This is a genomic window from Lignipirellula cremea (assembly GCF_056501455.1).
Window position 1 is genome coordinate 4,221,383 of the sequence record NZ_CM151415.1, and the last position, 24,448, is coordinate 4,245,830.

A 24,448-nucleotide genomic window follows, 5' to 3' on the forward strand; every position below is an offset into this window, starting at 1 on the left:
CGGAGGCTTCACCTCACTCCCGCAAAGTAGAAGTAGGCGCCGATCGTCGTGCCTGCGAGCACGACGCCGAGTCCGAAGGCAGGCCAGAAGCCGAGACGCAACGTTTCCGCGAACGCTAGCGGAACGAAGAACGGAAGGCCGAGCGGCACGAGGATCAGCGTTTCCCGAGCGAGGCGAGAGATAGTGGGGACGTCCGCCTCGTTCGTCCAGGCGGCGACGAACGCGATCAGGCTGACGAGCGGAAGCGTCAGCACGAGCGTCCCGATGCGAGGAAAGCGTCGGGCAAGCTCCGTCACGACGACGACCGTCGCGCCGGCAACGAGCCCGCGAAGCAGCAGCATCCACATCGCATCGCCTTTCGATCAGCCGCCCACGAACCAGGTGATCCGCCGGCGGCCAGAGAAGCCGCGCACCGAAGAATTATTCGTGCTCGTGGCCGTGCGGCAGTTCCTTGAACTCGCCGACGTACGGCGTGCCGTCGACTTCGCCGCTGACCGAGCCGGCGAACTCCCGGACGATGCTGAGGCTTTCGTGCGTCCCCGTGTAGCGCGACGCGGCGCCGTCGGCTTCGCCTTCCAGCGGTTCGGCGACCAGGTCGACCTGGAACGCCGGCTCGTCGATCGACAGCAAGATCTTGCCGTCCGCCGCCTTCACGGGCGCCGGCGTCACCGCGTCATCGCCGAGGAGGTACACCGTCGACGACTGCTTGTCGTGGTCGACCGTGAATTCGACGTGGTACTTTCCGCCGCCCCAGTCGGCGAGCGTGCCGCCGTGGGGAGCGTCGCCGTGAGAATGACCGCCTTCTTCGTGCTCGTGACCGTGATCGTCGGTCGCGACCGGAGAAGGAGCTGCCGGATCGGCAGGAGCGTCCGCCGGTGCGCAGCCGACGAGCAGCAGGGCGGCGACTGCCGAGGAGCCGAGCAGGGAGCAGAGACTTACGCGTTTCATGGAACCTCTCCGAGGATAGAGACGGCTCGCCGATAGGCGAGCCGCAGATTCGATCGTCCGCTCACGCGGACCATTCGTCGGTTACAGCGTCCCTGCTCGCGAGCGCCGCGGCGTCCTTGCCGCTGAACTTCCAGAACAGGCCGGGGTGAATCAGGAACTCGCAGAAGGTCGACGTGATCAGCCCGCCGAGAATCACCGTCGCGACCGGGTAGAGAATCTCGCGTCCCGGCTCCTGACCGCCGACGACGAGCGGAACCAGCCCGATCCCCGCCGTAAGCGCCGTCATCAGCACAGGAGCGAGGCGTTCCAGGCTCCCGCGCAGGATCATCGCCTGCGAAAACTCTTCGCCCTCTTCCTTCATCAGATGGAAGTAGTGCGTGACGAGCAGGATGCCGTTTCGCACCGCGATGCCGCCGAGCGAAATGAAGCCGACGAGGCTTGCGACCGTCAGCGACTGCTGCGTGAGCACGAGCGCGATGGCGCCGCCGATGAAGGCGGTCGGCAGCGCGTTCAGGATCTGGACCACGATTCGTACCGACGGAAACAGAATCATCAGCACGACGAAAATGCCGACGACGGACACGCCTGCCAGAACGCCGATCATGGTCGTCGCGCGTGCCTGACTCTCGAACTGCCCGCCGTATTCGACGAAGTAGCCCTCCGGCAGCTCGATCTGCGCGTCGACTCGCTCGCGGATCTCGGCGACCGCGCTCGCCAGATCGCGGCCCTGCGTATTGCACCGGATGACGATGCGCCTGCGGGCGTTCTCGCGATTGACGGCGTTCGGCCCGACGCCGTTTTCGATGTCGGCGAGCTCGCGGAGTTCGACCTGTCCGTCCCCGTCCGGCAGATCGATCCGCAACCGTCCGAGGTTGGCGTAGTCCGTACGGTAGCCCTCCTCCAGGCGGACGAGCAGGTCGAAGCGCCGCTGTCCTTCCAGCACCTGCGATACGACCTCTCCCTGCAGAGCGGTCTGCAGGATTCCGCCGACGTACTCCCGCGTCAGCCCGTAGAACGCCAGATCGTCGGGCCGCAGGCGGATATGCAGTTCCTCTGTCTGCTGGATCGGTTCGACGACCGGCGGCGTGACGCCGGGAACGCTCTGGACCGTTCCCCGCACCTGTTCCGCGAGCCGCTGAAGTTGGTCCAGATCGTCGCCGTGGATCTTGATGGCGATCTGCGCGTAAACGCCCGATAGCATGTGGCTGATCAGGTGCGCGAGGGGCTGCTCGACTTCGATGGCGACTCCCGGAGCAGCCTCGTGAAGGCGCACGAGCAGTTCGTCGATCACTTCCTCGCGATGCCTTCCGCTTTCGGGGTTCATGCTCAGGATGTATTCGCTCGCGTTCACCGGCGAAGCGTGTTCGTCCATCTCCGCACGACCGGTTCGCCGTACGAAGTTGACGATCTCGCCGTTCGGATTCGAGGGCGACTTCTGCATCGCGTGCAGCTCGGCGTCGATGAGCGCCGCGTTCGCAGTCGACGCCGCCAGCGACGAGCCGGGCGGCAGTGTCAGATTGATCTGCACGCTCCCTTCGTCGAACTGCGGCAGGAAGTTGCGACCAAGGCGGGAGACTTCCCATCCGGCGTAAGCGACCGCGAGCCAGGTCAGCAGCAGCATCAGACCCGGGCGCGCCATGCTCAAGCGGATCAGCGGGCTCGCCGCGGCTTTTAGCGCCCGCAGAAGCGGCCCGTCCTTCTCCGCATGCGTCGCCCGTGCGTTCGGCAGCAGATACGACGAGAGAGCCGGGGTCACCGTCAGCGAAACGAGAAGCGACGCCAGGATCGAGACGATGTAAGCCGCCCCCAGCGGCGCGAACAGCCGGCCTTCCACGCCTGACAGCGCGAACAGCGGCAGGAAGACGAGAATCACGACCGCCGTTCCGAAGACGATCGCCCCGCGAACTTCGACGCTCGCTTCGTAGATCACCTGCAGGGGAGGCCGCGGCGTCGGCGAGGCGTTGTTTTCCTTGAGGCGACGAAAGATGTTCTCGACGTCGACGATCGCGTCGTCGACGAGTTCGCCCATCGCGACGGCGATGCCGCCGAGCGTCATGACGTTGATCGAAAGTTCCGAACCGGTGATCCAGCCGACCGCCCTGAAAACGAGCGTCGTGATCACGAGCGATAGGGGAATGGCCGTGAGCGTGATGAACGTCGTGCGGAAGTTCAGCAGAAACAGGAACAGAATGATCAGAACCAGTCCCGCTCCGATCACGAGCGCTTCGCCGACGTTGAAGACTCCGCGGTCGATGAAGTTGCGGAGCTGAAACAGCTCGGCGTTCACGACCACGTCCGGCGGCAGCGACGCCTGCGACTCGGCCAGAGCCGCTTCGACGTCGTCCGTCAACTTCCGCGTGTCGACGTGCGGCTGTTTCACGAGGGTCAACACGACGCCGGGGCGTCCGTTCACGCCGCCGTCGCCTCGCTTGAACTGCGGGCCTTCGACAATCTCGGCGACCTGCTCCAGCAGGACGGATCTCTCGGCGTTCCGCTTCACCGGGATTCGACGCAGGTCGTCGATCACTTCCGCGGAACCTGGTCCGAGCCGACCCAGGATGCGGATCGGTCGCTCCGTCTCGCCTTCGACCGCGAAGCCGCCGCTGGTGTTGACGTTGCTCTCGGCGAGCGCGGTCTCGACGTCCCGCAGCGTCACGCCGTATTCGAGCAGCGCCGCCGGGTCGATCAGAACCTGGTACTGTTTTCGGTCGCCCCCCTGAATGAAGACTTCCGCGACGCCCGAGACTTTGAGAAGCCGCGGACGAACGATCCAGTCGGCCATCGTCCGCAGTTCCATCTGCAGCGCTTCGTCCGTCGGAAACCGCACGTCGTAGGACGTCCCATCGACCGTCACCATCGCCGTTTCCGCTCGCGCCGCGTCGACGCCGTTCCAGGCGACCTGTTCGACCGCGACTTGCTCCCACGATTCGGGAACGTCCCGCGGCGTCGGCTTCCAGACGCGGACCTCGCGTTCCGCGGACTCGCCTTCAAGAATCTCGGCGAGCAGTCCCGTCTCGCCGATCGGCGCGAGCCTTCCGCCGCCGGGTCCGCGTTGGCGATACATACCCGCGACGACGATCTGACCCATGATCGACGACGGCGGAGTCATCTGCGGCCGGATGCCCTCCGGCAGCACGCCTTCGAGCGTCGACAGGCGCTCCTGAACGGTCTGCCGGGCGGCGCGGATTTCCGTATCCCAATCGAACTCGATGTAGATGACGGTGAGCCCGGCGGTCGATTGACTGCGCACTGCCTCGACGCCGCTCGCGCCGAGCAGCGCGATCTCGATCGGCTGCGTCACGAGCGTCTCGACTTCTTCCGTCGCCAGTCCCGGACACTCCGTCAGAATGATGACGCGAGGACGGTCGAGATCGGGAAAAACGTCGATCGGCATCGTCGACGCGAGATACGAGCCGTAGGCCATCAGGGCCAGGCTCAGCATCACGACGAGCGAGCGATACCGCAAAGAAAATCGAATGACGGCGTTGAGCATGGAAGGCGCCTCAGTGAGCGGCGTGGACAGTGCCGTCCGCGTGGACGTGGACGTCGGCGCGGACGCCGCTGGCGGCCTGCGACTTCAATATGCGGTTGAGCGACGCGGCCGATCCTTGCGCTAGGAACAGCCCCGGCTTCACGCTGCCGTCGTTCGCCACGACGACGCTGGTTCGATCCTCGTGAACGACGTGAACCGGAATCCGGTCGAACAGGTCGCCGTTCTGCTGAAAGACGTAGGCCTCGGCGCCGTCGCGGACGACCGCGCCGGACGGAAGCACGAAGACTTCCGGAATCTCTTCGACCGGTACGTGCAATCGCACCCGCTGACCGGGGCGGAACCGCCAGACGACGAACCGTTCGCCGTCGCGTTCGTAGCTCCGAGACTGGTTGATCAGCGTGACGTAGAAGCTGAACGTGCGGCTCTCTTCGTCGACCGAGTTCGACAGGTGGCGGATCGCGAATGTCTGGTCGACTGCCGGCCAGTTCTCGGCGTCGTCTTCCGCGAACTCGACCCGCACCGGCCATCCGTTCTGCGCCGCCCGTTCGAGGTTGCTGGCTTCGCTCTTGAAGGCATGGCCTTCGATGAACAGCGACGTATGATCCGCCAGCGTCGCGAGCGACTGGCCCGCCTGAACGGTCTGACCGAGTTCGACGGAGAGTTCCTGAAGCTCGTAGATGCGATCGTCCGTTTCGACGGCGCCTACCGCGACGGGTTGCATCGCGACGTCGGAGCTCGTCGTGGAGTCGATCCGGGGCGGGGCGACGACGTCGACAGTCGTGACGAACTGACCCGTCGCGGCCTGGTCGACCTGTTCCGGAGCGAGGCCGCGGGTCAGCAGGTCCTGTCGGTACGCCTGAATCAGACCCTCCTGCCGGCGAAGCTGCTGTTCGATCTCGATCAGACGGTTTCCCGCGACCGAGCCGCTCTCCGTCAGGCCGGAAATCCGCGTCCGCTGTTCGTTGAGCAGTAGCGTCTCGCGCGTGGCCTTGAAGAGTTCCGTCTGCGCGTTCTGCAGGTACTCGCTGAACAGTCGCAGCGTGAACAGCTTGGTTCCCGGTGCGACCGTGTCGCCCGGGAATGCATGAACGCCTGCCACGACGCCGACCGCGGGCGACGTGACGCCTCGATCGGTTCGTCCCGGTCGGTGGACGATCGTGCCTGGAATCTGAATCGTCCGCACGTAGGTCTGCGGTCTCGCCGGCGCCGCCTTCAGGTCCAGGTTCTTCCGGCCCTGTGCGGTCAGCTTCAGCGTTTTCGGCTCCGGAACGGGAGCTTCCGCAGCGTCATGCTCTGCCTCCGCTTCCGATTGGCGGAGCGCCGCGATCCAGGGCGACCAGGTCGCGCGGGTGAAGTAGGCCGCGATGCCGACCCCGATCAGCACGACGAACGCGGCGAGAAACGTCAGAAGTCTTCGGGTACGCACAGACGCGCCTCTTCAGGTCAGGACGGTTTTCAGCAGGCGCAGGCACGCGGAGAGAGCGTGACTGCTGAAAGACGCGTCGATGAACGTCAGAAAACGCACATCGAAGGTCGTCGCCCTTGGATCACGCGTACGGAGAACGCGGACGCGCGCAGGGGCAGTCGTCGCAGCGGCGACTTAACAGCGGAGGAAGCAAATCCGCAGATAGAGGGGGCGCTTCGCCGTGTCGTCGGGCGGATGCCATCGACGCAGCGGCGCCGATTCCTGCAACTCCGTCAGTGAGACCAGCGTCGGCAGATAGGAGACGATCAGCGGAATCGTTTTGACGTCCGCAGAAACGTCCGTTCGAGGCGTGGCGACCGATCCTCCAGCTCCGTAGAGCGCGTCGGCGTCGTGATCGACGGCTCCCCGCAGACGCGGCTCATCGCCCGCGTCGGCGGATTCTTCGCAGGAGACATCGGCGTGCGAATGGCCGTCGTGGCCGTGCAGATGGACGTGCGGTCGAGCGGCGTGCTCCTCAGCCCTTTCAGGCGTCGTTCCCGGATGCGAGTGCGCAGCCCCGACCGTCTGCCCGATAAGCAGGAACGGGATCAGCAGGATTGCGACGAGTTTGCTCATTTCGGATCAGGACTGCGGAGACTCCCTAAGTCTAGCCCTCGTTCGCTTAGCGGGACAGCGTTGGATCTGTTTCGCCGCTTCCTCCATCCGACGTTACAGTTGCTGAGACGATTTGACGATGCGGAGCAGGTGCGTACGTCACCAGGCGAGGTTTCGCTTCGCCTACTCGCGACCACGCGGAAAGCGTCAGTCGGCGGCGACGCTACCGCGTCAGTGTTCGACCCTCCGCCCGCTGCGACGACCAGCGTAGTCGCAGCCGAAACGTCGCGGAGAGATGCGACGATGCTCAATGTGACGAAAGAAGGGCTCTCTCTGTCGCCACGGCGGTCCGAGTCGGAGCCGCCGGCGAGTAAACGATCACGAGGATCAGGACGATTCGCCGGAAGGATCGGGAAGTCGCACGAGGAGCCACTGCTGCGTTTGGCCGTCCGCGAAGTGAATGAGGGCGGGCGCCGAGTCCTGCGTCAGGTTGTAGACGCCCGTCTCGATGATCGGACGCTGCTTGCCGACGACGCTCCATGCGGCACGCTGGGACTTCGTGTCGACCATGCCCTCGAGCTGCTGCGTCTGGTTCGTCGCGTTGTCATGCATGGTTCCGACGAGGACCCCGGTCTTGTCGACCGCGAGTTGCATGTAGACGTTCGGCGTCGTGCCGGTCGCCTCGCCGTCCTGCGTCAGGGCGAACACTCCCAGCGGCATCCACTCCGCGTCCGCAGGCGGGGTTTCCGGAGCGGCGGCGACGATCTGTTCGGCCTGCGTCGCGTACTCTTCCGCGGTCGCGACAGGCTGATCGCCGTAGTAGACCGAGCCGTCCTCGTAGTAGACGTTGTCGCCGTAGTTGTAGTAGACCGGCTCGACTGCGTCGTAGCCGACCCAGCCCGAGTAAGCCCCCCACGACGCCCAGCGATACGGGCGCGTGATCGCCCAGGCTCCGTAGGCGGGATGGTCGCCCCAGAAATCTCGAATCGGGGTATCGTTGACTTCGTCGCGGATCTGATCGACGCGGTCCGCTCGGTTGTCCTGGTACTGCTGTCGGTTCTCGATACGATCCGGGCGGCTGCTCGCGACGTCGGCGCGACGGTCGGCGGCAGCTCCCGCGTTGGGACGATCGGCGAGACCTTCTCCCGCCCCCGGTCGATTCGCGGCGATTCCCGCGCCCACGCCGACCGCCGCGCCGATGCCTGCGGCCCCGGCAGCGCCGAGCGCGCCGCTTCCGCGAGCGGGGAGTTGCGAAGGTCGCCCCGGCTGTTGCAGGAAGTCCGCGGCAGCGCCTCCGCGGCCAGCCGCTCCGCCGGCGACCGATCCGGCGCCGGGCCGCGGCGCGTCGATGAATCGATCGAGTTGACCCGCGCTGGGACGTGCTCCGGCGGCCACTCCTGCGCCAGCGCCCGGAAATCCAGAAGCGGGACGCGAACCGGCGCTGCCAGGGTTGAACGCGGGGTTGCCGCTGATCGACCCGGGTCGAGAACCGCTCGGGGCGCCTGGCCGAGCGCCGCCGATCGCGCCGGTGGAAGGTCTCGGCCCGCCTCCGCCGACTCCCGGATTGGGTCGACTGACGTTCGGGCTCGGGCGACTGACGTTCGGACTCGGCCGGTTCATGCTCGGGCTGGGGCGGCTCATCGACGGCGATCGCCCCGCTGCGGGGGAGGGTCGCGACATGCCTCCTCCTCCTCCGCCGCTTCGACCGCCACCGCCGCCCGCGCGACCGCCCCCTCCAGGGCCGCGAGCCGACGCCGCGTCCATCGTGCAAAGCAACGTTCCGAGAACTGCCGCAACCAGGAAGAACCGATTCATGACATTCGCCTGTTCAATAGACGTTCGATGCGGGAAGCAATGAGGAAGAGCCGTGTCGACGTCTAAGGACGTCGGATGACGAGCGTCTCGTCGATATCGGGGAGGATCTCGCCGTCCAGAGATTGATCCATCGTTCGCCATCCGAATGAGTCGTTATCGATCACGCGAATCACGTTCGTCGCCGCGACGCGTCCGCCGTCGCTCGTATAGCCGCGATTCCGCACGTACCAGCGGCCTGCGGTTGCGGTCCACGTCCCCTCGGCGAAACCGCCGTCGGAATCGAACGTCCAGGATTGCAGACGGTTCGACTCAGCGTTCCAGCCGATTATCTGCATGCCGGAGATGTCGATCTCGTCGCCGACTGTGACGGAGAACTCCCGAATGATGAAGTTCTTATTCCGCGACCACCGACACGAGATCTCGACCGTCGCCTGATCGTCCTGGTCGATCCACTCGCCGATCATCCATTCGATTTCGCGGAGGTGCTCGTAGTGCGGCGAAGGATTGACCGTCGCCTCGTCGCTGACGCGATCGAGCAGCCACTTGTCGTCGCGTCGCACCCACACGGCGACGAAATCGATCCGTTCCGGATCGCCGTCGGGCGAGATGAACGTCGCCGTGCCATGTTCCATCGCCACGCCGGGCGAGAGGAGTTGGATCGACTCGGCCTCGAGACTTAGTTTCAAATCCGGGGACGCTTCGAAGAGCGCGGCGTACTGGGCGGCGATCGCTTCGCGTCCGACGGTTTCCTCCCCGGTGGAGCGATCGACGTACACCGCCTCGGGCGACCAGAGCGCGGCGAGGGCGGCGGCGTCCTTGGCGTCGAACGCGGCGACGTATGCTGCGTCCGCCTGCCGGATTTCGCTCTCGAAGGCCGGCGAATCCTCCGGCATATCCGCCGGCTGCGGAGACGGCGTGAGCTCTACCTCCTCAGCCGGCGCAACGCTCGGAGCTTCGCCCGGCGCCGGCGCATGGTCAGCGGGTGGAGGCGCTTCCTGCGAGTATCCCAGAGTCGCCGCGCATACGAGCGCGACGAACAATGCGGCAGTTCCAAGTCGAGTCATGGTAAGCGTTCCTTTTCGGGATGCGGAACAGTACGGTCGACGTCAGCCGACCGGGGATTTCAGGAACTCGTCGCCGGAGACGCGAACAGCGCTACCACCGACCGGCCCTCGAGCACGATCGAGCCTTCGCCGAAGGCTGGCTCCTCGCCCGGTTCGTAGGCGTCCTGCGGCGCGCCGGCGCCGGTGTTCGCGGCGACGTGCCACCGATATCCGTGCGGCGGCGGGGGCAACTCGAATTCGAGCGGCTCCCAGTAGAAGTTGAACGCAGCGTACACGACGTCGAGGCTTTCATCGCTGCGCCGGGAGAAGGTTAGCGCCAGCGTGCGACTGTGATAGGCCCAGTCGGGCCGGTCGACGCGCGTGCCGTGCCACTCGACTTTCAGCGAGCCTTCCGCGCCGGCGCCCGCATGATGCCGACTGCGCAGCGCCGGATGCCGGCCGCGAAAGGCGATCATCCGGCGACAGAAGCGAAAGATTTCCTCGTTCGCGCTCCGGGCGCTCCAGTCGAGCCAATTGATCGGGCCGTCGTGGCAATAGGCGTTGTTGTTCCCGAACTGCGTCCGCGCGACTTCGTCTCCCATGAGGAGCATCGGAACGCCCTGGCTGAGGAGCAGCATCGCCAGCGCGTTCTTCATCTGCTGACGACGCAACCTCTGAATGTTCGAATCGTCCGTCGGACCCTCGACGCCGCAGTTCCAGGAGTGGTTGTCGTTGCCGCCGTCGTTGTTGTTCTCGCCGTTCGCCTCGTTGTGCTTCGCGTCGTACGCGACGAGATCGGCGAGGGTGAAACCGTCGTGGCAGGTGACGAAGTTGACCGACGCCGTCGCTCCGCGATGCCAATAAAGATCAGGCGACCCGGCGAGCCGCTGGGCCAACTCCGGCATCTGTCCGAGATCCCCCTTGATCGCCTTCCGTACGCAGTCGCGATACTTTCCGTTCCATTCGGCCCAGCGGTCGTACGCGGGAAACGAACCGACCTGATAAAGACCGCCGGCGTCCCAGGCCTCCGCGACGAGCTTCGTCTTGCTCAGCACGGGATCCATGGCCAGCGCTTCCAGCAACGGAGGATTCGGAAGCGGCGTGCCGTCCGGAGCGCGTCCCAGAATGCTGGCGAGATCGAACCGAAACGCGTCGATGTGGTACTCGGCGACCCAATGTCGCAAACAGTCCAGAACGAAGTTCCGAACCACCGGGTGATTGCAGTTGAACGTGTTCCCGCAGCCGCTGAAGTTCAGGTAGCGACCGTCCGGCGACAGCATGTAGTACGTACGATTGTCCAATCCGCGAAACGAGAGCGTCGGACCCTGTTCGTTCCCCTCGGCCGTGTGATTGAAGACGACGTCGAGCATGACCTCCATGCCGTTCTCGTGAAGCGACTTCACGAGCGTCTTGAGTTCGTCCGCCTGCGTCCCCATCGACGCGGTCGCCGCGAAGCTCGCATGCGGAGCGTTGAAGGCGACCGTGTTGTAGCCCCAGTAATTGAACAGGCGCTCGCCCGTATTCGGATTCAGCCGTGGGTTGTCGAGTTCGTCGAACTGAAAGACCGGCAGCAGTTCCACGCAGTTGATCCCGAGTTCCTTGAGATACGGGATCTTCTCGCGAAAACCGGCGAAGGTCCCCGGGAACGAGACGCCGGAGGTTTCGCTTCGCGTGAATCCGCGAACGTGCGCTTCGTAGATGACGAGATCCTCGAACGGCAGGTTCGGCGGCTGATCGTTCCCCCAGTCGAAGTCGTCGGGAATGAGTCGTCCGCGATAAATGGGATCGCGGGCGGTGCCGGGCTCCTTCCCCCAGACCTCGCGCCCTGACACGCTGCGCGCCTCGGGATCGAGGACGATCCGGGTCTCGTCGAAGCGATGCCCGCGCGAAGGATCGAACGGTCCGTCGACCCGATAGCCGTATTCGAAATTCTCCGGGTCGACGTCGAAGACCGTCATCGCGAAGACGTCGCCGACCCGAAACTCCGGCGGGAACGGAATCTCGGCGAACGGCGAGTTCATTCCCGGTTCGAACATGACGAGCGTGCACGAGGTCGCATATCGCGAGAAGATCGAAAAGTTGACGCCGCCCGTCACTTTCCAGGCGCCGAACGGCAGAGGTTCTCCCGGTCGCACCGCGTAACCGGCGACGTAATGCGTCGGGTAAGCGTCGACCCGCCCGCGAAGATCCGAGCCCGGACCCGCGGGACAAATCGCGGCGCTCTCGCGCAGCAGTTCGATGAACCCGGCCGCGTCGGCGAGATTGCGCAGTTCGTCGCTGACGCCGACTCCTTTCAGTTCGACCCCGAGCGAGCGGACCCAGCGGCAGAATTGCAGCAGCCGCCGCAATCCTGAGCCCGTGAAACCTGTCAGGCCGGAGAAGTCGATCGTCAGCGACCGCTTCGAACGAATGACGTTCGCCGCGGCTTCGCGGTCGGTCGAACGAATGGCCGACGAGAGCCGTCCGAAAATCGCGAGAACCGCCGAGTCTCCCGCCTCGCGAATCTCGATACGGAAGCCGTTCTCGTCCAGCGAGACGGAGGGGTCGGCCTTGAGCGGCGCCAGGGACATGATGTCACTCCGATAGAAGAAGTCGGCGCGCTCGTTCGAGCGCCGATTCGTTTTCAGGTGTTGGAGCCGATAGGACAGGGAGTCGCATTCCAGATCTCTGCCGCATACTCGGCGATCGCGCGATCGCTCGAAAACTTGCCGGAACTCGCGACGTTCGCGATCGCCATCCGCGCCCAGGTCGCCGGAACGCGATAGGCGTCGTCGACGCGTCGATGCGCAGCGGCGTACGACGTGAAATCGGCGAGGTGCATGTAGCGATCTCCTCGTTCGATCAGCGTCTCGCGAATCGGTTCGTAGATGGCGGGCTCGTGCGGGCTGAAGCGATCCTGGAAGATCGCGTCGAGCGTTCGCCGCACCAGCGGTTCATGCTCGTAGTGCCAGCGGGGGTCGTACCAGGCGCGACTCTCCTCGACCTGCTCGGCGGTCAGTCCGAACAGGAAGAAGTTCTCTTCGCCCGCCTCTTCCGCCATCTCGATCGTGGCTCCGTCGCGCGTTCCGATCGTCAGGGCTCCGTTCATCATGAATTTCATGTTGCCCGTCCCGCTCGCTTCGTAGCCCGCGGTCGAGATCTGTTCCGAGACGTCGCTCGCGGGGAGCAGCCGCTCCGCCAGCGAGACGCTGTAGTTCGGCAGGAACGCGACCTTCAGGCGACCACGCATCCGAGCGTCGCCGTTGACGGTTCGAGCGACGTCGTTGACGAGCTTGATGACGAGCTTCGCGAATTGATAAGCAGGCGCCGCCTTCCCCGCGAAGAAGAACGTCCGCGGAGCGATGTCGAAGTCGGGCTCCTCCAGCAGGCGGTCGTACAGCGATACGACGTGCAGGACGTTGAGAAGCTGGCGCTTGTATTCGTGAATGCGCTTGATCTGGCAATCGAAGATCGAATCAGGATCGACCGCGACGCCGCAGTTCGCCTGAACCCAGTTCGAGAACTCGACCTTCGCGGCACGCTTGGACTGGAGGAACCGCTCTTGAAACGCCGCATCCTCGGCGAGCGGCAGCAGGCGTCGCAGCTCGCGAGCGTCGCTAATCCAGGTCTCTCCGATGGCCTCGCTGATCAGCTTCGCCAGGCGAGGATTCGCCGCGAGCAGCCATCGCCGCGGCGTCACCCCGTTGGTCTTGTTGTTGAAGCGATCGGGGTAGATCGCGGCGAAGTCGGACAGCAGTCTCGTCCGCAGCAGCCGCGAATGGAGGGCGGCGACGCCGTTGACGCTGTGTCCGCCGACGACGGCGAGATGGGCCATGCGGACCTGGCGGTTGTCGCCCTGTTCGACGATGCGCAGCTTTCCGACGCGGTTCTCGTCATCCGGAAAAGCTCGCCGCGCCACCTCGATAAACCGCCGGTCGATCTCGTGCACGATCTCCAGCAGACGCGGACAGACGAGCTCGAACAGCCGCACCGGCCACTTCTCCAGCGCCTCGGGCAGCAGCGTATGGTTCGTGTAGGCGAGCGTTCGAACGGTCAAGTCCCAGGCGTCGTCCCAGCCGAGCTTCGCCTCGTCGAGCAGGATGCGCATCAGCTCCGCGACCGCGAGCGCCGGATGCGTATCGTTCAGCTGAATGGCGACCTTGTCGGGCAGGGCGCTCCAGTCGTCGTTCGCCTTGCGAAAGCGACGCACGATGTCTGCCAGCGAACAGCAGACCAGGAAGTATTCCTGTCCGAAGCGAAGCCCCTGGCCCGCCTGGGTCGAATCGTCGGGATAGAGCACGCGGGTTATCGTCTGCGCGACCGTACGATCGAGCATGGCCCCGACGAAGTCTCCCGAGCTGAACTCCCGAAATCCGAACACGTCCGGCGATTCGGCCCCCCACAGGCGAAGCGTGTTGACCGTCTTTCCTCCGAAGCCGACGACGGGACGATCGAAGGGGACCCCGAGCAACAACGTCGAGTGATCCCGCTCCGGTCGAACGACGCCGTGGTCGAGGCGGAAGGAGCAGTCCAGCCGGCATTCGACGCCTTCGCGCGGACGCGGCACCTCCCAGGGATCCGGAAAACGCAACCAATGGTCCGGCCGCTCGCTCTGGCGTCCGTTCTCGATCTCCTGGCGAAAGATCCCGTATTCGTAGCGCAAGCCGTATCCGATCGCCGGAATGCCGAGCGTCGCCATCGACTCCACGAAACAGGCGGCGAGTCGGCCCAGACCGCCGTTGCCGAGGCCGGCGTCGGGCTCCGCTTCGACGATCTCGGTCCAGTTCAGCCGCGGATCGGAATCGAGGTCGTTCCGAATCAGCTCTTCCGCGCCCAGGTTCACGATGTTGTTGACGAGCGTTCGACCGATCAGGAACTCCATCGAGAGGTAATAGACGCGCTTCGGATTGCGCAGATCGTACGTCTCTTCCGTCTTGAGCCAGCGCTCGGTCAGAAGGTCGCGAAGCGTCCTGGCGACCGCTTCGAAGCGCTCCCGCGAGTCGGCCGCTTCCGACGAAACGACGTGGTCGAACGTCAGATGCCGATCGTAGGTCGTGTCGACGCCGGCTCCGGCGAGCAGGGGCGTTTCGCTGACGGCCATCGCGGATCCGCCGGCCTTCTTGATCTTCTTTGATGAAGCGGTCATGGGAGACTCTCCGGGAACGTCGGCTCTTCAGCGATTACGTTTCGCCCACTCTTCGCGGCGCTGACGCAGGATTTCGATCGCTTCGTCAGCCGTCGGAACGCAGATCGGGATGGCGAAGTCAGAGGCGCTCGCGAGCGGGGGATCGTACGAGGTCATCTGCTCGCGAGCCCACTCGACCAGGCCAGGCCACATCTTGCCGACAAGAATCAGCGGTGCGTCCTGCACGTGTCCGACCTGGAGCAACTGCCAGATCATCAGCGTTTCGAGAACCGTGCCGATGCCGCCCGGCGCGACGACGAACGCGTCGGACGTCAGCACGAAGTGATGCAGCCGCGTGAAGAAGGTGCGGTGTTCGTACGCCTGGGTGACGAAGGCGTTGGCGTCCTGTTCGAACGGAAGCGCGATACGGATGCCGACGGAGCGTCCGGCCGCCGTTCCATCGACGGCCGCCGCGCCTTCGTTCGCGGCCTGCATGACGCCCGGTCCGCCTCCTGTGACGATGTCGCAGCCCATTTCGGCCAGGGCCGTCGCGACGCGTTTGACTTCGTCGTAGACGGGACCGCCGGGGACCGTTCGCGCGGAGCCGAAAATCGTGACGCGGTAGCGCTCCCGCTTCGTCGGACGCAGCCGCGTCAACTCGTTGACGACGTCCCAGAGACCAAGTACGGCACCGCTGAGGACCTTGCGCACTTCCTCTTCGTTCGACAGGTCGACGGTTCCGCCAGGGCGCTGAGAAGGTACTTCCGCGGTCATGCATGTTCCTCCAACGGGGCGCCGTCGTTCGCGCGACGGGAACCATCGAACCAGGGCCCGAGTTCGCGAAGCATCTCCAGATCCTCGCGAGTCTTGACGACCAGCACGCGAACCCGCGAGTCGCCGCTCGACACCACCGTGTCGGGCCGGTTCTCCGCGTTTCGCGTCGGATCGATTGCGACGCCGAGAATGTCGAGTCCTTCGCACACGGCGGCGCGGATGTCCGGAGAGTTCTCTCCCACGCCGGCTGCGAAGACGATCGCATCCAACCCGCCGAGCGTCGCCGCGTAGGCTCCGATCGTCTGTCGAATGCGCCGGACGTAGATCGCCAGCGCCAGCCGGGCCCGCTCGTGACCGTTCTTCGACGCCTCGAGCACGACCCGCATGTCGCCGGAGAGTCCTGAAACGCCAGAAAGTCCTGACTCGAAGTTGAGCGAGTGGTCGACCTGATCGATCGCAAGACCTCCGTGCCGCTGCACGTACAGGACGATCGACGGGTCGATCGAGCCGCTCCGGCTCGCCATCATCAGGCCATCGACAGGAGTGAAGCCCATCGAGGTGTCGACGCAACGTCCGTCTCGAATCGCGGACGCCGAACAGCCATGCCCGAGATGCAGGACGATCAACCGCAGACCCAGATCCGGTCGATCGAGCAGTTCGGCGGCACGGCGGGCACAATAGGCGTGGCTGAGGCCATGAAATCCGTAGCGTCGTACGCCCCAGCGACTCTCCCATTCGCGAGGGACGGGATAAACGTACGCCTCCGGCGCCATCGTCGAATGAAACGCCGTGTCGAAGCACGCGACATGCGGGACGCCAGGAATTCGAGTTCTTGCCGAGTCGATCGCGTCCGCGGCGCCCGCGTTGTGCAGCGGCGCCAGTTCCGCCAGTTCGCGAATCCGCCGCAGCGATTCGTCGGTGACTTGAACGGACGTCCCGAAGCTGCCGCCATGCACGACGCGATGGCCGACGGCGCAGAGGGAACTCGTGAATTCCGCTCCGCCGCCGGAAGCCTTCGCCATGTCCTGAATCAGCCGATCCGCTGCAGGCCCGTGGGCTCGCCACGTCGCCTCTTCCGTTCGTTCCTCGCCGGTTGCAGAAACGAAGCGATACCGCGTCCGCAGCGAAGCCCAGTCGGCCTGTCCTTGCGCGAGCGTCTCGCCAGCGCACGACATCAGCGTGCCCTTCAGGCTGCTTGATCCGGCGTTGAGGAGAAGTACGTTCATTTGAAGAGACTATCCGAGGACTTGCCGGATAGCGGAGAGATGTCGCGCGTTCGAGCTACTGGTTATCGCCCTCGGTCGACGTGCCCGGCGCGCCGAGCGCCGCTTCGCGACCCCATTGCCAGCCGGTGATCGAGGGAAGATCGTCGCCGTGTTCGCAGATGTACTGACGATGCTCGATCAGTCGGTGCAGGATGGCCTGCTTGAAGTATCCGGCCCGCGAACCGAGCTGCGGGAGGCGATCGATGGCGTCGCCTGCCAGGTGGAATCGGTCGAGTTCGTTCAGAACGACCATGTCGAACGGCGTCGTAGTCGTGCCGACCTCCTTGTACCCGCGGACGTGAATGTTCTTGTGGTTCGTGCGGCGGTACGTGAGCCGGTGAATTAGCCAGGGATAGCCGTGGAAGGCGAAGATGACCGGCTTGTCCTTCGTGAACAGCGCGTCGAAGTCGCCGTCGGACAGCCCGTGCGGATGTTCGCTCTGCGGCTGCAGCTTCATCAGGTTCACCACGTTGACGACGCGAACCTTCACTTCCGGCAGATGCCGCCTTAGCAGGTCGACTGCCGCGAGCGTCTCCAGCGTCGGAACGTCGCCGCAGCAGGCCATTACGACGTCGGGCTCGCTGCCGAAGTCGTTGCTGGCCCAGTCCCAGATGCCGACCCCGGTTGTGCAATGCTTCACCGCCTGATCCATGGTCAGCCACTGCGGAGCGTTCTGCTTGCCCGCGATGACGACGTTGATGTAGTTGCGGCTGCGCAGGCAGTGATCGGTCACCGAGAGCAGGCAGTTCGCGTCCGGCGGCAGGTAAACGCGAATGACCTCCGCCCGCTTGTTGACGACGTGATCGATGAAGCCGGGATCCTGGTGGCTGAATCCGTTGTGATCCTGGCGCCAGACGTGCGAACTGAGGAGGTAATTGAACGACGCGATCGATCGCCGCCAGGGGATGTGCCCGCAGACCTTCAACCACTTGGCGTGCTGGTTGAACATCGAGTCGATGATGTGGATGAACGCCTCGTAGCACGAGAAGAACCCATGCCGTCCGGTGAGGAGATACCCTTCGAGCCAGCCCTGGCACTGGTGCTCGCTCAGGACCTCCATGACCCGCCCGTCAGGCGAAAGATGATCGTCCTCCGGATAGATGTCGGCGACATAGCAGCGGTCGGTGACTTCCAGTACGTCCTGCCAGCGGTTGGAGTTGTTCTCGTCCGGGCTGAACAGGCGGAAGTTCTTGTTCCGGTCGTTGAGCTTCATCACGTCGCGCAGGTAGGTTCCCTGCACGCGCGTCGATTCGGCGTAGGCGGCGCCGGGAGCCGGAACGTCGACGGCGTAGTCGCGGAAGTCCGGCAGCCTCAGATCCTTAAGCAGCAACCCGCCGTTCGCGTGCGGATTGGCGCTCATTCGCCGCGCCCCCTGCGGCGCCAGTTCCGCGAGTTCGGGAACCAGAGCGCCGGCTTCGTCGAACAACTCCTCCGGGCGATAGGCTCGCATCCAGTCTTCGAGGATGCGAATGTGCTCCGGCTTGTCCATGTCCCCCATCGGGACCTGATGGCTGCGCCAGTAGTCTTCGCACTTCTTGCCGTCGATCTCCGGCGGGCAGGTCCAGCCCTTGGGCGTCCGGAAAACGATCATCGGCCAGGCGGGACGACCCTGGAATCCGTTCGTCCTCGCGTCGGACTGGATCGCCTTGATCTCGGCGAGAGCTTCGTCGAGCGTGGCCGCCAGTTCCTGGTGCAGCGTCGCCGGATCGCGTCCCTCGACGAAGTAAGGCTTATAGCCGTACCCGACGAACAGGCTTCGCAATTCCTCTTTCGGAATTCGGGCGAGGAAGCAGGGGTTGGCGATCTTGTAGCCGTTGAGGTGCAGGATCGGCAGCACGCAGCCGTCCCGCGCGGGGTTCAGTAACTTGTTCCCATGCCATCCGGTCGCCAGGGGGCCGGTTTCCGCTTCGCCGTCGCCGATGACGCACGCCACGATGAGATCCGGGTTATCGAAGGCGGCTCCGAACGCGTGCGAGAGGGCGTAGCCCAGTTCGCCCCCCTCATGGATCGAACCGGGCGTCTCGGGCGCGACGTGGCTGGGAATCCCGCCGGGGAAGGAGAACTGCTTGAACAGCTTCTGCATCCCTTCAAAGTCCTGGCCGATGTCCGAATAGACCTCCGAATACGTCCCTTCCAGATAGGCATGCGCGACGAGCGACGGACCGCCGTGGCCCGGCCCGATGACGTAGATCATGTTCAGGTCGTCGCGCTTGATGACCCGGTTCAAATGAACGTAGAGGAAGTTCAGTCCCGGCGAGGTTCCCCAGTGGCCGAGCAGACGAGGCTTGATGTGGTTCCGCTCCAGCGGCTCCCGCAGCAGCGGGTTGTCCAACAGATAGATCTGGCCGACGGAGAGGTAGTTGCTCGCCCTCCAGTAGGCGTCGAGGCGACCAAGTTCCGCCGCGGTCAGCGGACCGCCCGCCGCTTCTACAGTTTTCGACTCCGTCGAGATCGGTTCGAGAGATGCGCTGGACATGTCGATCGCTCTGTTGATGAAGCCTTGATCGGGGGCGGCGGATACCTGGAGATGCGTCGTCGTCGCTAAACGGACTCCGCGGCTTCTTCGCGGGCGCCGTATTCGCCGGAAATGCCGGCACGTTCGAGCTCTTCGACCTGGGCGAGATACCGGCGGTAGTCGTCCGAGCCTGAAGGGGAATAGTTGAGGTTCTTGAAGGAGCGCGTCAGCTCGGTGAAGAAGCCGCGCGCCTGCTCCTTGTCGTCGAACAGGAAGTCGCGATCGAGCAGTCGCTTGACGAGCAGGAACGCCTCCTTCTGTCGAGCGGTCGGAACCGAGACGTCAACCGGGTCGAAAGCGTCCTGCTGCAGGTAGACCATGTCGAGGAAGGCCGCCTTCTGCCACGCGACGTAATCTTCCAGCGTGACGCCCTCCTCGCCCGTTACCTGCATCATCTGGTGAATCGCCGCGCCGTGATGCAGCAGGCGAATCGCCTCCCGCACCGAACGCGTCCAGTTCGGATCGAGGTCCGCGTCGAATCGAGGCTGCAACTGGTCGAGATACCGCGACCAGGAGATGAGGGGATCGATCGCCGGATAGAAGCGCTTGTACGCCCGGTCGTAGGAGAGTCCGAGGAAGCACTTCACGGCGCTCAGGGTCGCCTGGGTGACCGGTTCCTCGAAGTTGCCGCCGGCAGGCGAGACGGTGCCGACCATGGTGAGGCTGCCGACGGAGCCGTCGTTGGTCTTCAGCAGGCCGGCGCGCTCGTAGACGCTCTTGATCGCGGAGTCGAGGTAAGCGGGATAAGCTTCCTCTCCCGGAATCTCTTCGAGCCGACCCGACGTCTCGCGCATCGCCTGCGCCCAGCGCGAGGTGGAGTCCGCGATCATCAGCACGTCGAGACCCATCTGGCGGTAGTACTCGCCCAGCGTGATGCCGGTGTAGATCGACGCTTCGCGCGCCGCGACCGGCATTGAGGACGTGTTGCAGATGATGATCGTGCGATCGATCAGCTTTCCGCCCGTCCGCGGGTCGTCCATGTGCGTGAATTCGGTGATCGTCTCCAGTACTTCGCCGGCGCGTTCGCCGCAGGCGACGACGACGACCACGTCGACCGCGGAATATCGGGCGATCAGCCCCTGCAAAACTGTCTTCCCCGCCCCGAACGGTCCGGGAATGCACGCGGTTCCGCCGCGCGCGATCGGAAAGAACGTATCGACGAGGCGGATGGTCGTCGTCAGCGGCTCGGTCGAGAACAGGCGTTGATTCGCGCGGCGTCGGAGCAACGCGCCAGGCACCGGCCGCCGGACGGCCCACGACTGTGCCATCGCGATCTGACGTTTTCGCCCGTCGGCGAGGCGCACGCCGGCGACTGGATCGTGAACGCGAAACTCGCCCGGCTCGATCCGCTCTAGCTCCACTTCGCCCGGCAGGTCGAAGGGAAGCAGGATCTTGTGATGGATTCGTCGTTCCTCGACGAAGCCGATCGGGTCGCCCGCGATCAGCTTGTCGCCGACCTGCCGCGACGGTCGGAACTTCCAGCGTTTCTCCTGATCGAGCGCCGGAAGCGAACGCCCGCGCTGCAGGAAGAAGCCGTCGCGTGCGGCCAGTTCGTGGAGCGGATTCTGAAGCCCGTCGAACACCGTCCCCAGAAGACCCGGACCGAGGGTGACCGAGAGCATCTCCTGAGTCAGTTCGACCCGATCGCCTACCCGGACGCCCTCCGTGTCTTCGAAGACCTGTAAATCGGCCTCGCGGCCGTAGACGCGGAGCACTTCCGCCTTGAGCCTTCGATCGCCCGAGCGGACGTAGGCGACGCCGTTCTTCATGATCGAGCCTGTCGGGGCTTCGATCCGAAGAATGTTTCCGGCGGCGGCGATGACCGTCGCTTCAGACGGAGAGTTGGACATGACCGTTCAGAGCCTGGTTGAGATACCCTTCGAACCGCGCGCGACCGGCGTCGACGTTCTGCGAAGTCCAGCGATTCACCACGGACCATCTCGCGACGTAGAGCAGGACGGCGTCGAAGGAGAACGTGCAATCGTCCGCCCGGCGACTCCAGACTTTCCAGATCGCGTTCAGCAGCACGCCTTCCGCGTAGACGGCGTCGCCTTCCGAGTACGCCCGATCGAAATCGGCGATCCAGGGAAAACGCGTCGCGAGTCCGAAGGACGGATCGCTCCAGCGACGCCGAACCATCTGCACCAGTCGACCGACGCCGACCGGAGGACCCTCGCCCCGGCGGCGCCGACGAATCGCGCTGACGATGGTCCGGACATCCATGCGGTCGTCGATCAGCTCGCGCACCAGCTGGTTTCGAATCGAACCGACCAGCGTCGCGTAGCGTTCGACGACCTCGTCGTCCGTCCGTTCGAGCGGCTGACGATCCCACGCCAGGAAGTCCAGAAGCTGTGCGAGAACCGCCGCGTCCTCCTCCGCGAGCATGCGCAGGCGATCTTCCAGACGCGGCCACGAAATCGGGCAGCGATCGACGTCGAACCGTGGCGGAAGCGCCGGGAGGCTCGCGACCAGGTCGAAATAGTTTCGAGTCGCCATCGGTCGTGCGTCAGGCCGCAGAGTCTTCGAGGAGCGCGCGGAATCGCGGCGCGAGATGATCCATCAGCAATTCGGTCAACGCTTCGTCCGTCAGGTCGATCTCGACGTCCTGGTCCTTGAGACGCACCCGCACGCCGGGTTGAGCGTCGTCCGCCGGGCCGAACGTCAGCCCTTCGCGAAGCACCTCGGCGGACAGGTCGAGCACGAACCGGCTGAGCGAGCCTTCCGTCGCTTCGCCCGGAGCTTTCTGAAGTTCCTCGAACGAAACGACGTCGTCCGGCAGAAGCATCTCCATCCGCCCGGCATCTGCGGGCGCGGACTTCGTCGCGATCTCCAGGATGAGTCGTTCGAGGAACGACCGATCGCGAAGCGAATGCGAGACGAGCTTTTTCAGTCTTCCGGCGAAGTCGTCCCGCAACGCCTCGCGGAGAGCGATGACGCCGTCCCGAGCCGCCAGCTTCAACGCTTGCGCGCCGTCCCGTCGCAGCTTCTCCGCATCGGCCTGGGCGCTCGATCGAATCGCGTCGGCTTCGCGGTTCGCCGCATCGAGAAGGCGCGCGGCCTCCTCGCGTGCGGAGGAGACCAGCGCCTCTCCTTCGGCGCGGCCCTGGGCGACGCCGTCATCGCGGAGTCGGTCGATCAGTTCCTGCACGCCGGAAGCGCGCTGGCCGTTCTCGGTCGCACGATCGTTCGCGACAGCCATGTTCGGCTCCTTACGAGGGAATGTTGCCGCTGAGGACGAGCGCGAAGACGAACGCGAATACGGCGAACCCTTCGACGATCGCCGCCGGCGCCGCCGAAAGGCCGAAGACCTCGGGCTTGCTCTTGCTCGTGTTGATCGCCGACGCGCAGCACGCGCCCTGATGCATGGCGCTGAACAGAAGCGCAAACCCCGTTAGCGTCCCGAGAGCGAACAGTCCGGGCGCCGCTCCGACCGTGACCTCGCGGTTGAGCGCGAACATCACGACGATGCCGTAGATCATCTGCGACGAAGGCAGCGCGGACAGACCGACGAGTCTGCCGTAGCCGCTCTCGACGTCGAGCATGGCGCCGCATGCGGCCTGCCCGGCACGGGCGCAGCCGATGACGCTGCCGATCGCGCCGAGCGCCGTCGGCGCGAAGATGCCGATCCAACCGAGGGTGAGCATGAGACTGTCCATTACGCCGCCGACGATTTCTTGCGATAGGCCTGGAAAGGGAAGCCTTCCTGAGTCAGGCTCCAGTTGAAAAACTCGATGCAGTTGAGCCGCAGTCCATGCACGACGCCGCCCATCAGTCCGAGGACGATGTTGATGCCGTGCCCCAGGATCAGGATCACTACAGCCAGCAGAACGCCGAAACCGCGACGTTCCGCGACGTCCGACGCGAGCTGGTTGAAGGTTCCGGCGAGCTGCGCGCCGGCGAGCCCCAGCGCGAACAGCCGCAGGTAGCTCAGCACGTCGCCGAACAGCTTGGAGACGCCGGTCAGCGCGCAGACGCCGTCGAACAGCCGTCCCAGCCAGTCGCCGGGACTTCGCGATCTCAGGGGTCGGTCACTGCTGAAGAGGAGTACGCTCACGCATCCGGCGACCGCCGCGACGATGCCTGCCGTGCGCAGCGTCGCGCCTTCGTCGCCTTGCGACAGAGCCCACGCGATCAGAAGCGCCCCGATCATCATCAGCGTCCAGCCGATCGAAGCGATCGCCTGCGGTTTACGGCGGAGGTTCCAGGCGTTGATCACGTTCGCGAGCGTCAGGTGCGCCACGCCGATCAAGACCGACAGCAGCATCATCTGATTGCGGTTCGCGTAATCGAGAACTTGCAACTGCTTCAGCGGCGAGCCAGCCGGCGGCGTCACGCCGAACCAGCTTCCCACCATGGCTCCGAACACGACGGTCGCTCCTACGATCGCGAGGAGCAGATAGCGAAAGCTGGCTCCTTTCGGCGTCCTGCCGAGCCTTCGCCAAAAGAGCAGAAGCCCTGTGCCGAGCAGCAGACCGTAGCCCGCGTCGGCGACGATCATGCCGAAGAACAGACTGAAGGAGACGAACATCACCGGCGTCGGGTCCCATGCCCGATATGCCGGCGTGACGTAGAACGTCACAGTCTCTTCCGCCCCGGCGATGGCCATCGGGTTCCGCAGCAGCGTCGGCGGAGATTCCGTGTCGTATGGCTCCCGGAACTCGACTGCCAGGCCGAGCCGCTTCGCTTCCGCCTCGAGTCTCGAATGCTCCTCGCAGGGGGACCAGGCCTGGACGGCGAAAACGTCCGAATCGCATCTCGTAAGTCCGTCGGCCCACCGCCTGGCGGCGAGATCGTCCGACTCGTCGAGCGCCCGCTGCAGCGAGGCGGTCCATCGCGTCAGCTCGACCCGATCCCAGTGCAGTTCTTCCAGCCGCTCCTCGACGTCGTCGCGCCGGGCGATCAACGCGGAAAGCGGCCGAGCGTCGAGTTCGACCGCTTCTCCAGGAGCGACCTCGAGCGGTTCGGCAGCCAGAGCCACGACGTAAAGCGACTTCTCGTCTTCCGCCACGACGGCATACGGCGCCAGCGCCGCGTCGAGCGCTTCCGCGTCCTTCCTCGGTACGACGTAGTGCCAGAGCCGGAGATCGCCCAACTCGCCTTCGCGCGGAAGCATGCGATCTCCCCAGGGCTTCGCCGCTTCGATCGCCGCATTCAAAGCGTCGAGTTCGTCCGTCAGTTCGTTGCGCTGCCGCTCGTTCTCGAGAGCGCAAGCGACGACGGCGTCCGCGTTAAATCCTCGTTCCCGCTTCGACGGCTGCCGCTGAACCGGGCACGCCCGCAAGTACTTCAGAGCGGCGCGGGCCTCCTTCGAGATCGGCCCGTCGTCGGCGCCGGTCGTCCCGCCGTCGTTCAGGTCGAGCAGGTGAAGACGACCGAACCGCTGCAGCGCATCCAGAACTTCGCCGCGTCGGGCGGAGGGTCCGTAGAGGGTCGCTTTTTCGAGAGGAACGATGGTCATCGCCGTGCCGCCG

Annotated in this window: 17 protein-coding genes; all 17 read right to left on the reverse strand. The window is 65.0% G+C overall.

The window, feature by feature from the left end; translation table 11 throughout:
- Positions 1-8: 8 nt before the first annotated feature.
- The 17 genes from SH602x_RS16560 to SH602x_RS16640 all read right to left on the reverse strand — a co-directional run bounded on the left by SH602x_RS16560 (position 9) and on the right by SH602x_RS16640 (position 24,435).
- Complete coding sequence (locus SH602x_RS16560) at positions 9-347, reverse strand: hypothetical protein (protein WP_479473365.1); 339 nt, start codon at positions 345-347, stop codon at positions 9-11.
- 73 nt (positions 348-420) lie between these two features.
- A complete protein-coding gene (locus tag SH602x_RS16565; protein WP_479473366.1) occupies positions 421-948 on the reverse strand; it encodes a C40 family peptidase in 528 nt (175 codons plus the stop codon).
- A 61-nt stretch (positions 949-1,009) separates the two neighbouring features.
- Positions 1,010-4,441 (reverse strand): efflux RND transporter permease subunit, encoded by a 3,432-nt coding sequence (locus tag SH602x_RS16570; protein WP_479473367.1) that lies wholly within the window; start codon positions 4,439-4,441, stop codon positions 1,010-1,012.
- A 10-nt stretch (positions 4,442-4,451) separates the two neighbouring features.
- On the reverse strand, positions 4,452-5,867 hold the full coding sequence (locus SH602x_RS16575) for an efflux RND transporter periplasmic adaptor subunit (protein ID WP_479473368.1): 1,416 nt from the start codon (positions 5,865-5,867) through the stop codon (positions 4,452-4,454).
- A gap of 174 nt (positions 5,868-6,041) precedes the next feature.
- Positions 6,042-6,482: a hypothetical protein gene (locus SH602x_RS16580; protein WP_479473369.1), complete on the reverse strand. Its 441-nt coding sequence runs from the start codon at positions 6,480-6,482 to the stop codon at positions 6,042-6,044.
- Between the two features lie 366 nt (positions 6,483-6,848).
- Positions 6,849-7,856 (reverse strand): hypothetical protein, encoded by a 1,008-nt coding sequence (locus SH602x_RS16585; RefSeq protein ID WP_479473370.1) that lies wholly within the window; start codon positions 7,854-7,856, stop codon positions 6,849-6,851.
- A 482-nt stretch (positions 7,857-8,338) separates the two neighbouring features.
- Positions 8,339-9,340, reverse strand: coding sequence for a YybH family protein (locus SH602x_RS16590; protein WP_479473371.1), 1,002 nt, complete (start codon positions 9,338-9,340; stop codon positions 8,339-8,341).
- A 59-nt stretch (positions 9,341-9,399) separates the two neighbouring features.
- Positions 9,400-11,889, reverse strand: coding sequence for a glycogen debranching protein GlgX (glgX, locus tag SH602x_RS16595; protein WP_479473372.1), 2,490 nt, complete (start codon positions 11,887-11,889; stop codon positions 9,400-9,402).
- A 53-nt stretch (positions 11,890-11,942) separates the two neighbouring features.
- On the reverse strand, positions 11,943-14,444 hold the full coding sequence (locus SH602x_RS16600) for a glycogen/starch/alpha-glucan phosphorylase (protein ID WP_479473373.1): 2,502 nt from the start codon (positions 14,442-14,444) through the stop codon (positions 11,943-11,945).
- Between the two features lie 27 nt (positions 14,445-14,471).
- On the reverse strand, positions 14,472-15,197 hold the full coding sequence (locus SH602x_RS16605; RefSeq protein WP_479473374.1) for an LOG family protein: 726 nt from the start codon (positions 15,195-15,197) through the stop codon (positions 14,472-14,474).
- A complete protein-coding gene (locus SH602x_RS16610; protein ID WP_479473375.1) occupies positions 15,194-16,423 on the reverse strand; it encodes an acetate/propionate family kinase in 1,230 nt (409 codons plus the stop codon). Before SH602x_RS16610 ends, SH602x_RS16605 begins: the two co-directional genes overlap by 4 nt.
- Positions 16,424-16,478: 55 nt before the next feature.
- Positions 16,479-18,938 (reverse strand): phosphoketolase family protein, encoded by a 2,460-nt coding sequence (locus SH602x_RS16615; RefSeq protein WP_479473376.1) that lies wholly within the window; start codon positions 18,936-18,938, stop codon positions 16,479-16,481.
- A gap of 65 nt (positions 18,939-19,003) precedes the next feature.
- Positions 19,004-20,827 (reverse strand): V-type ATP synthase subunit A, encoded by a 1,824-nt coding sequence (locus SH602x_RS16620; protein ID WP_479473377.1) that lies wholly within the window; start codon positions 20,825-20,827, stop codon positions 19,004-19,006.
- Entirely contained in the window at positions 20,808-21,473 is a 666-nt protein-coding gene (locus tag SH602x_RS16625; protein ID WP_479473378.1) for a DUF2764 family protein, read from the reverse strand. Before SH602x_RS16625 ends, SH602x_RS16620 begins: the two co-directional genes overlap by 20 nt.
- A gap of 10 nt (positions 21,474-21,483) precedes the next feature.
- Positions 21,484-22,176: a hypothetical protein gene (locus SH602x_RS16630; RefSeq protein WP_479473379.1), complete on the reverse strand. Its 693-nt coding sequence runs from the start codon at positions 22,174-22,176 to the stop codon at positions 21,484-21,486.
- 10 nt (positions 22,177-22,186) lie between these two features.
- Positions 22,187-22,621 (reverse strand): ATP synthase subunit C, encoded by a 435-nt coding sequence (locus SH602x_RS16635; protein WP_479466986.1) that lies wholly within the window; start codon positions 22,619-22,621, stop codon positions 22,187-22,189.
- A gap of 11 nt (positions 22,622-22,632) precedes the next feature.
- Positions 22,633-24,435 (reverse strand): V-type ATP synthase subunit I, encoded by a 1,803-nt coding sequence (locus SH602x_RS16640; protein WP_479473380.1) that lies wholly within the window; start codon positions 24,433-24,435, stop codon positions 22,633-22,635.
- Positions 24,436-24,448 lie beyond the last annotated feature (13 nt).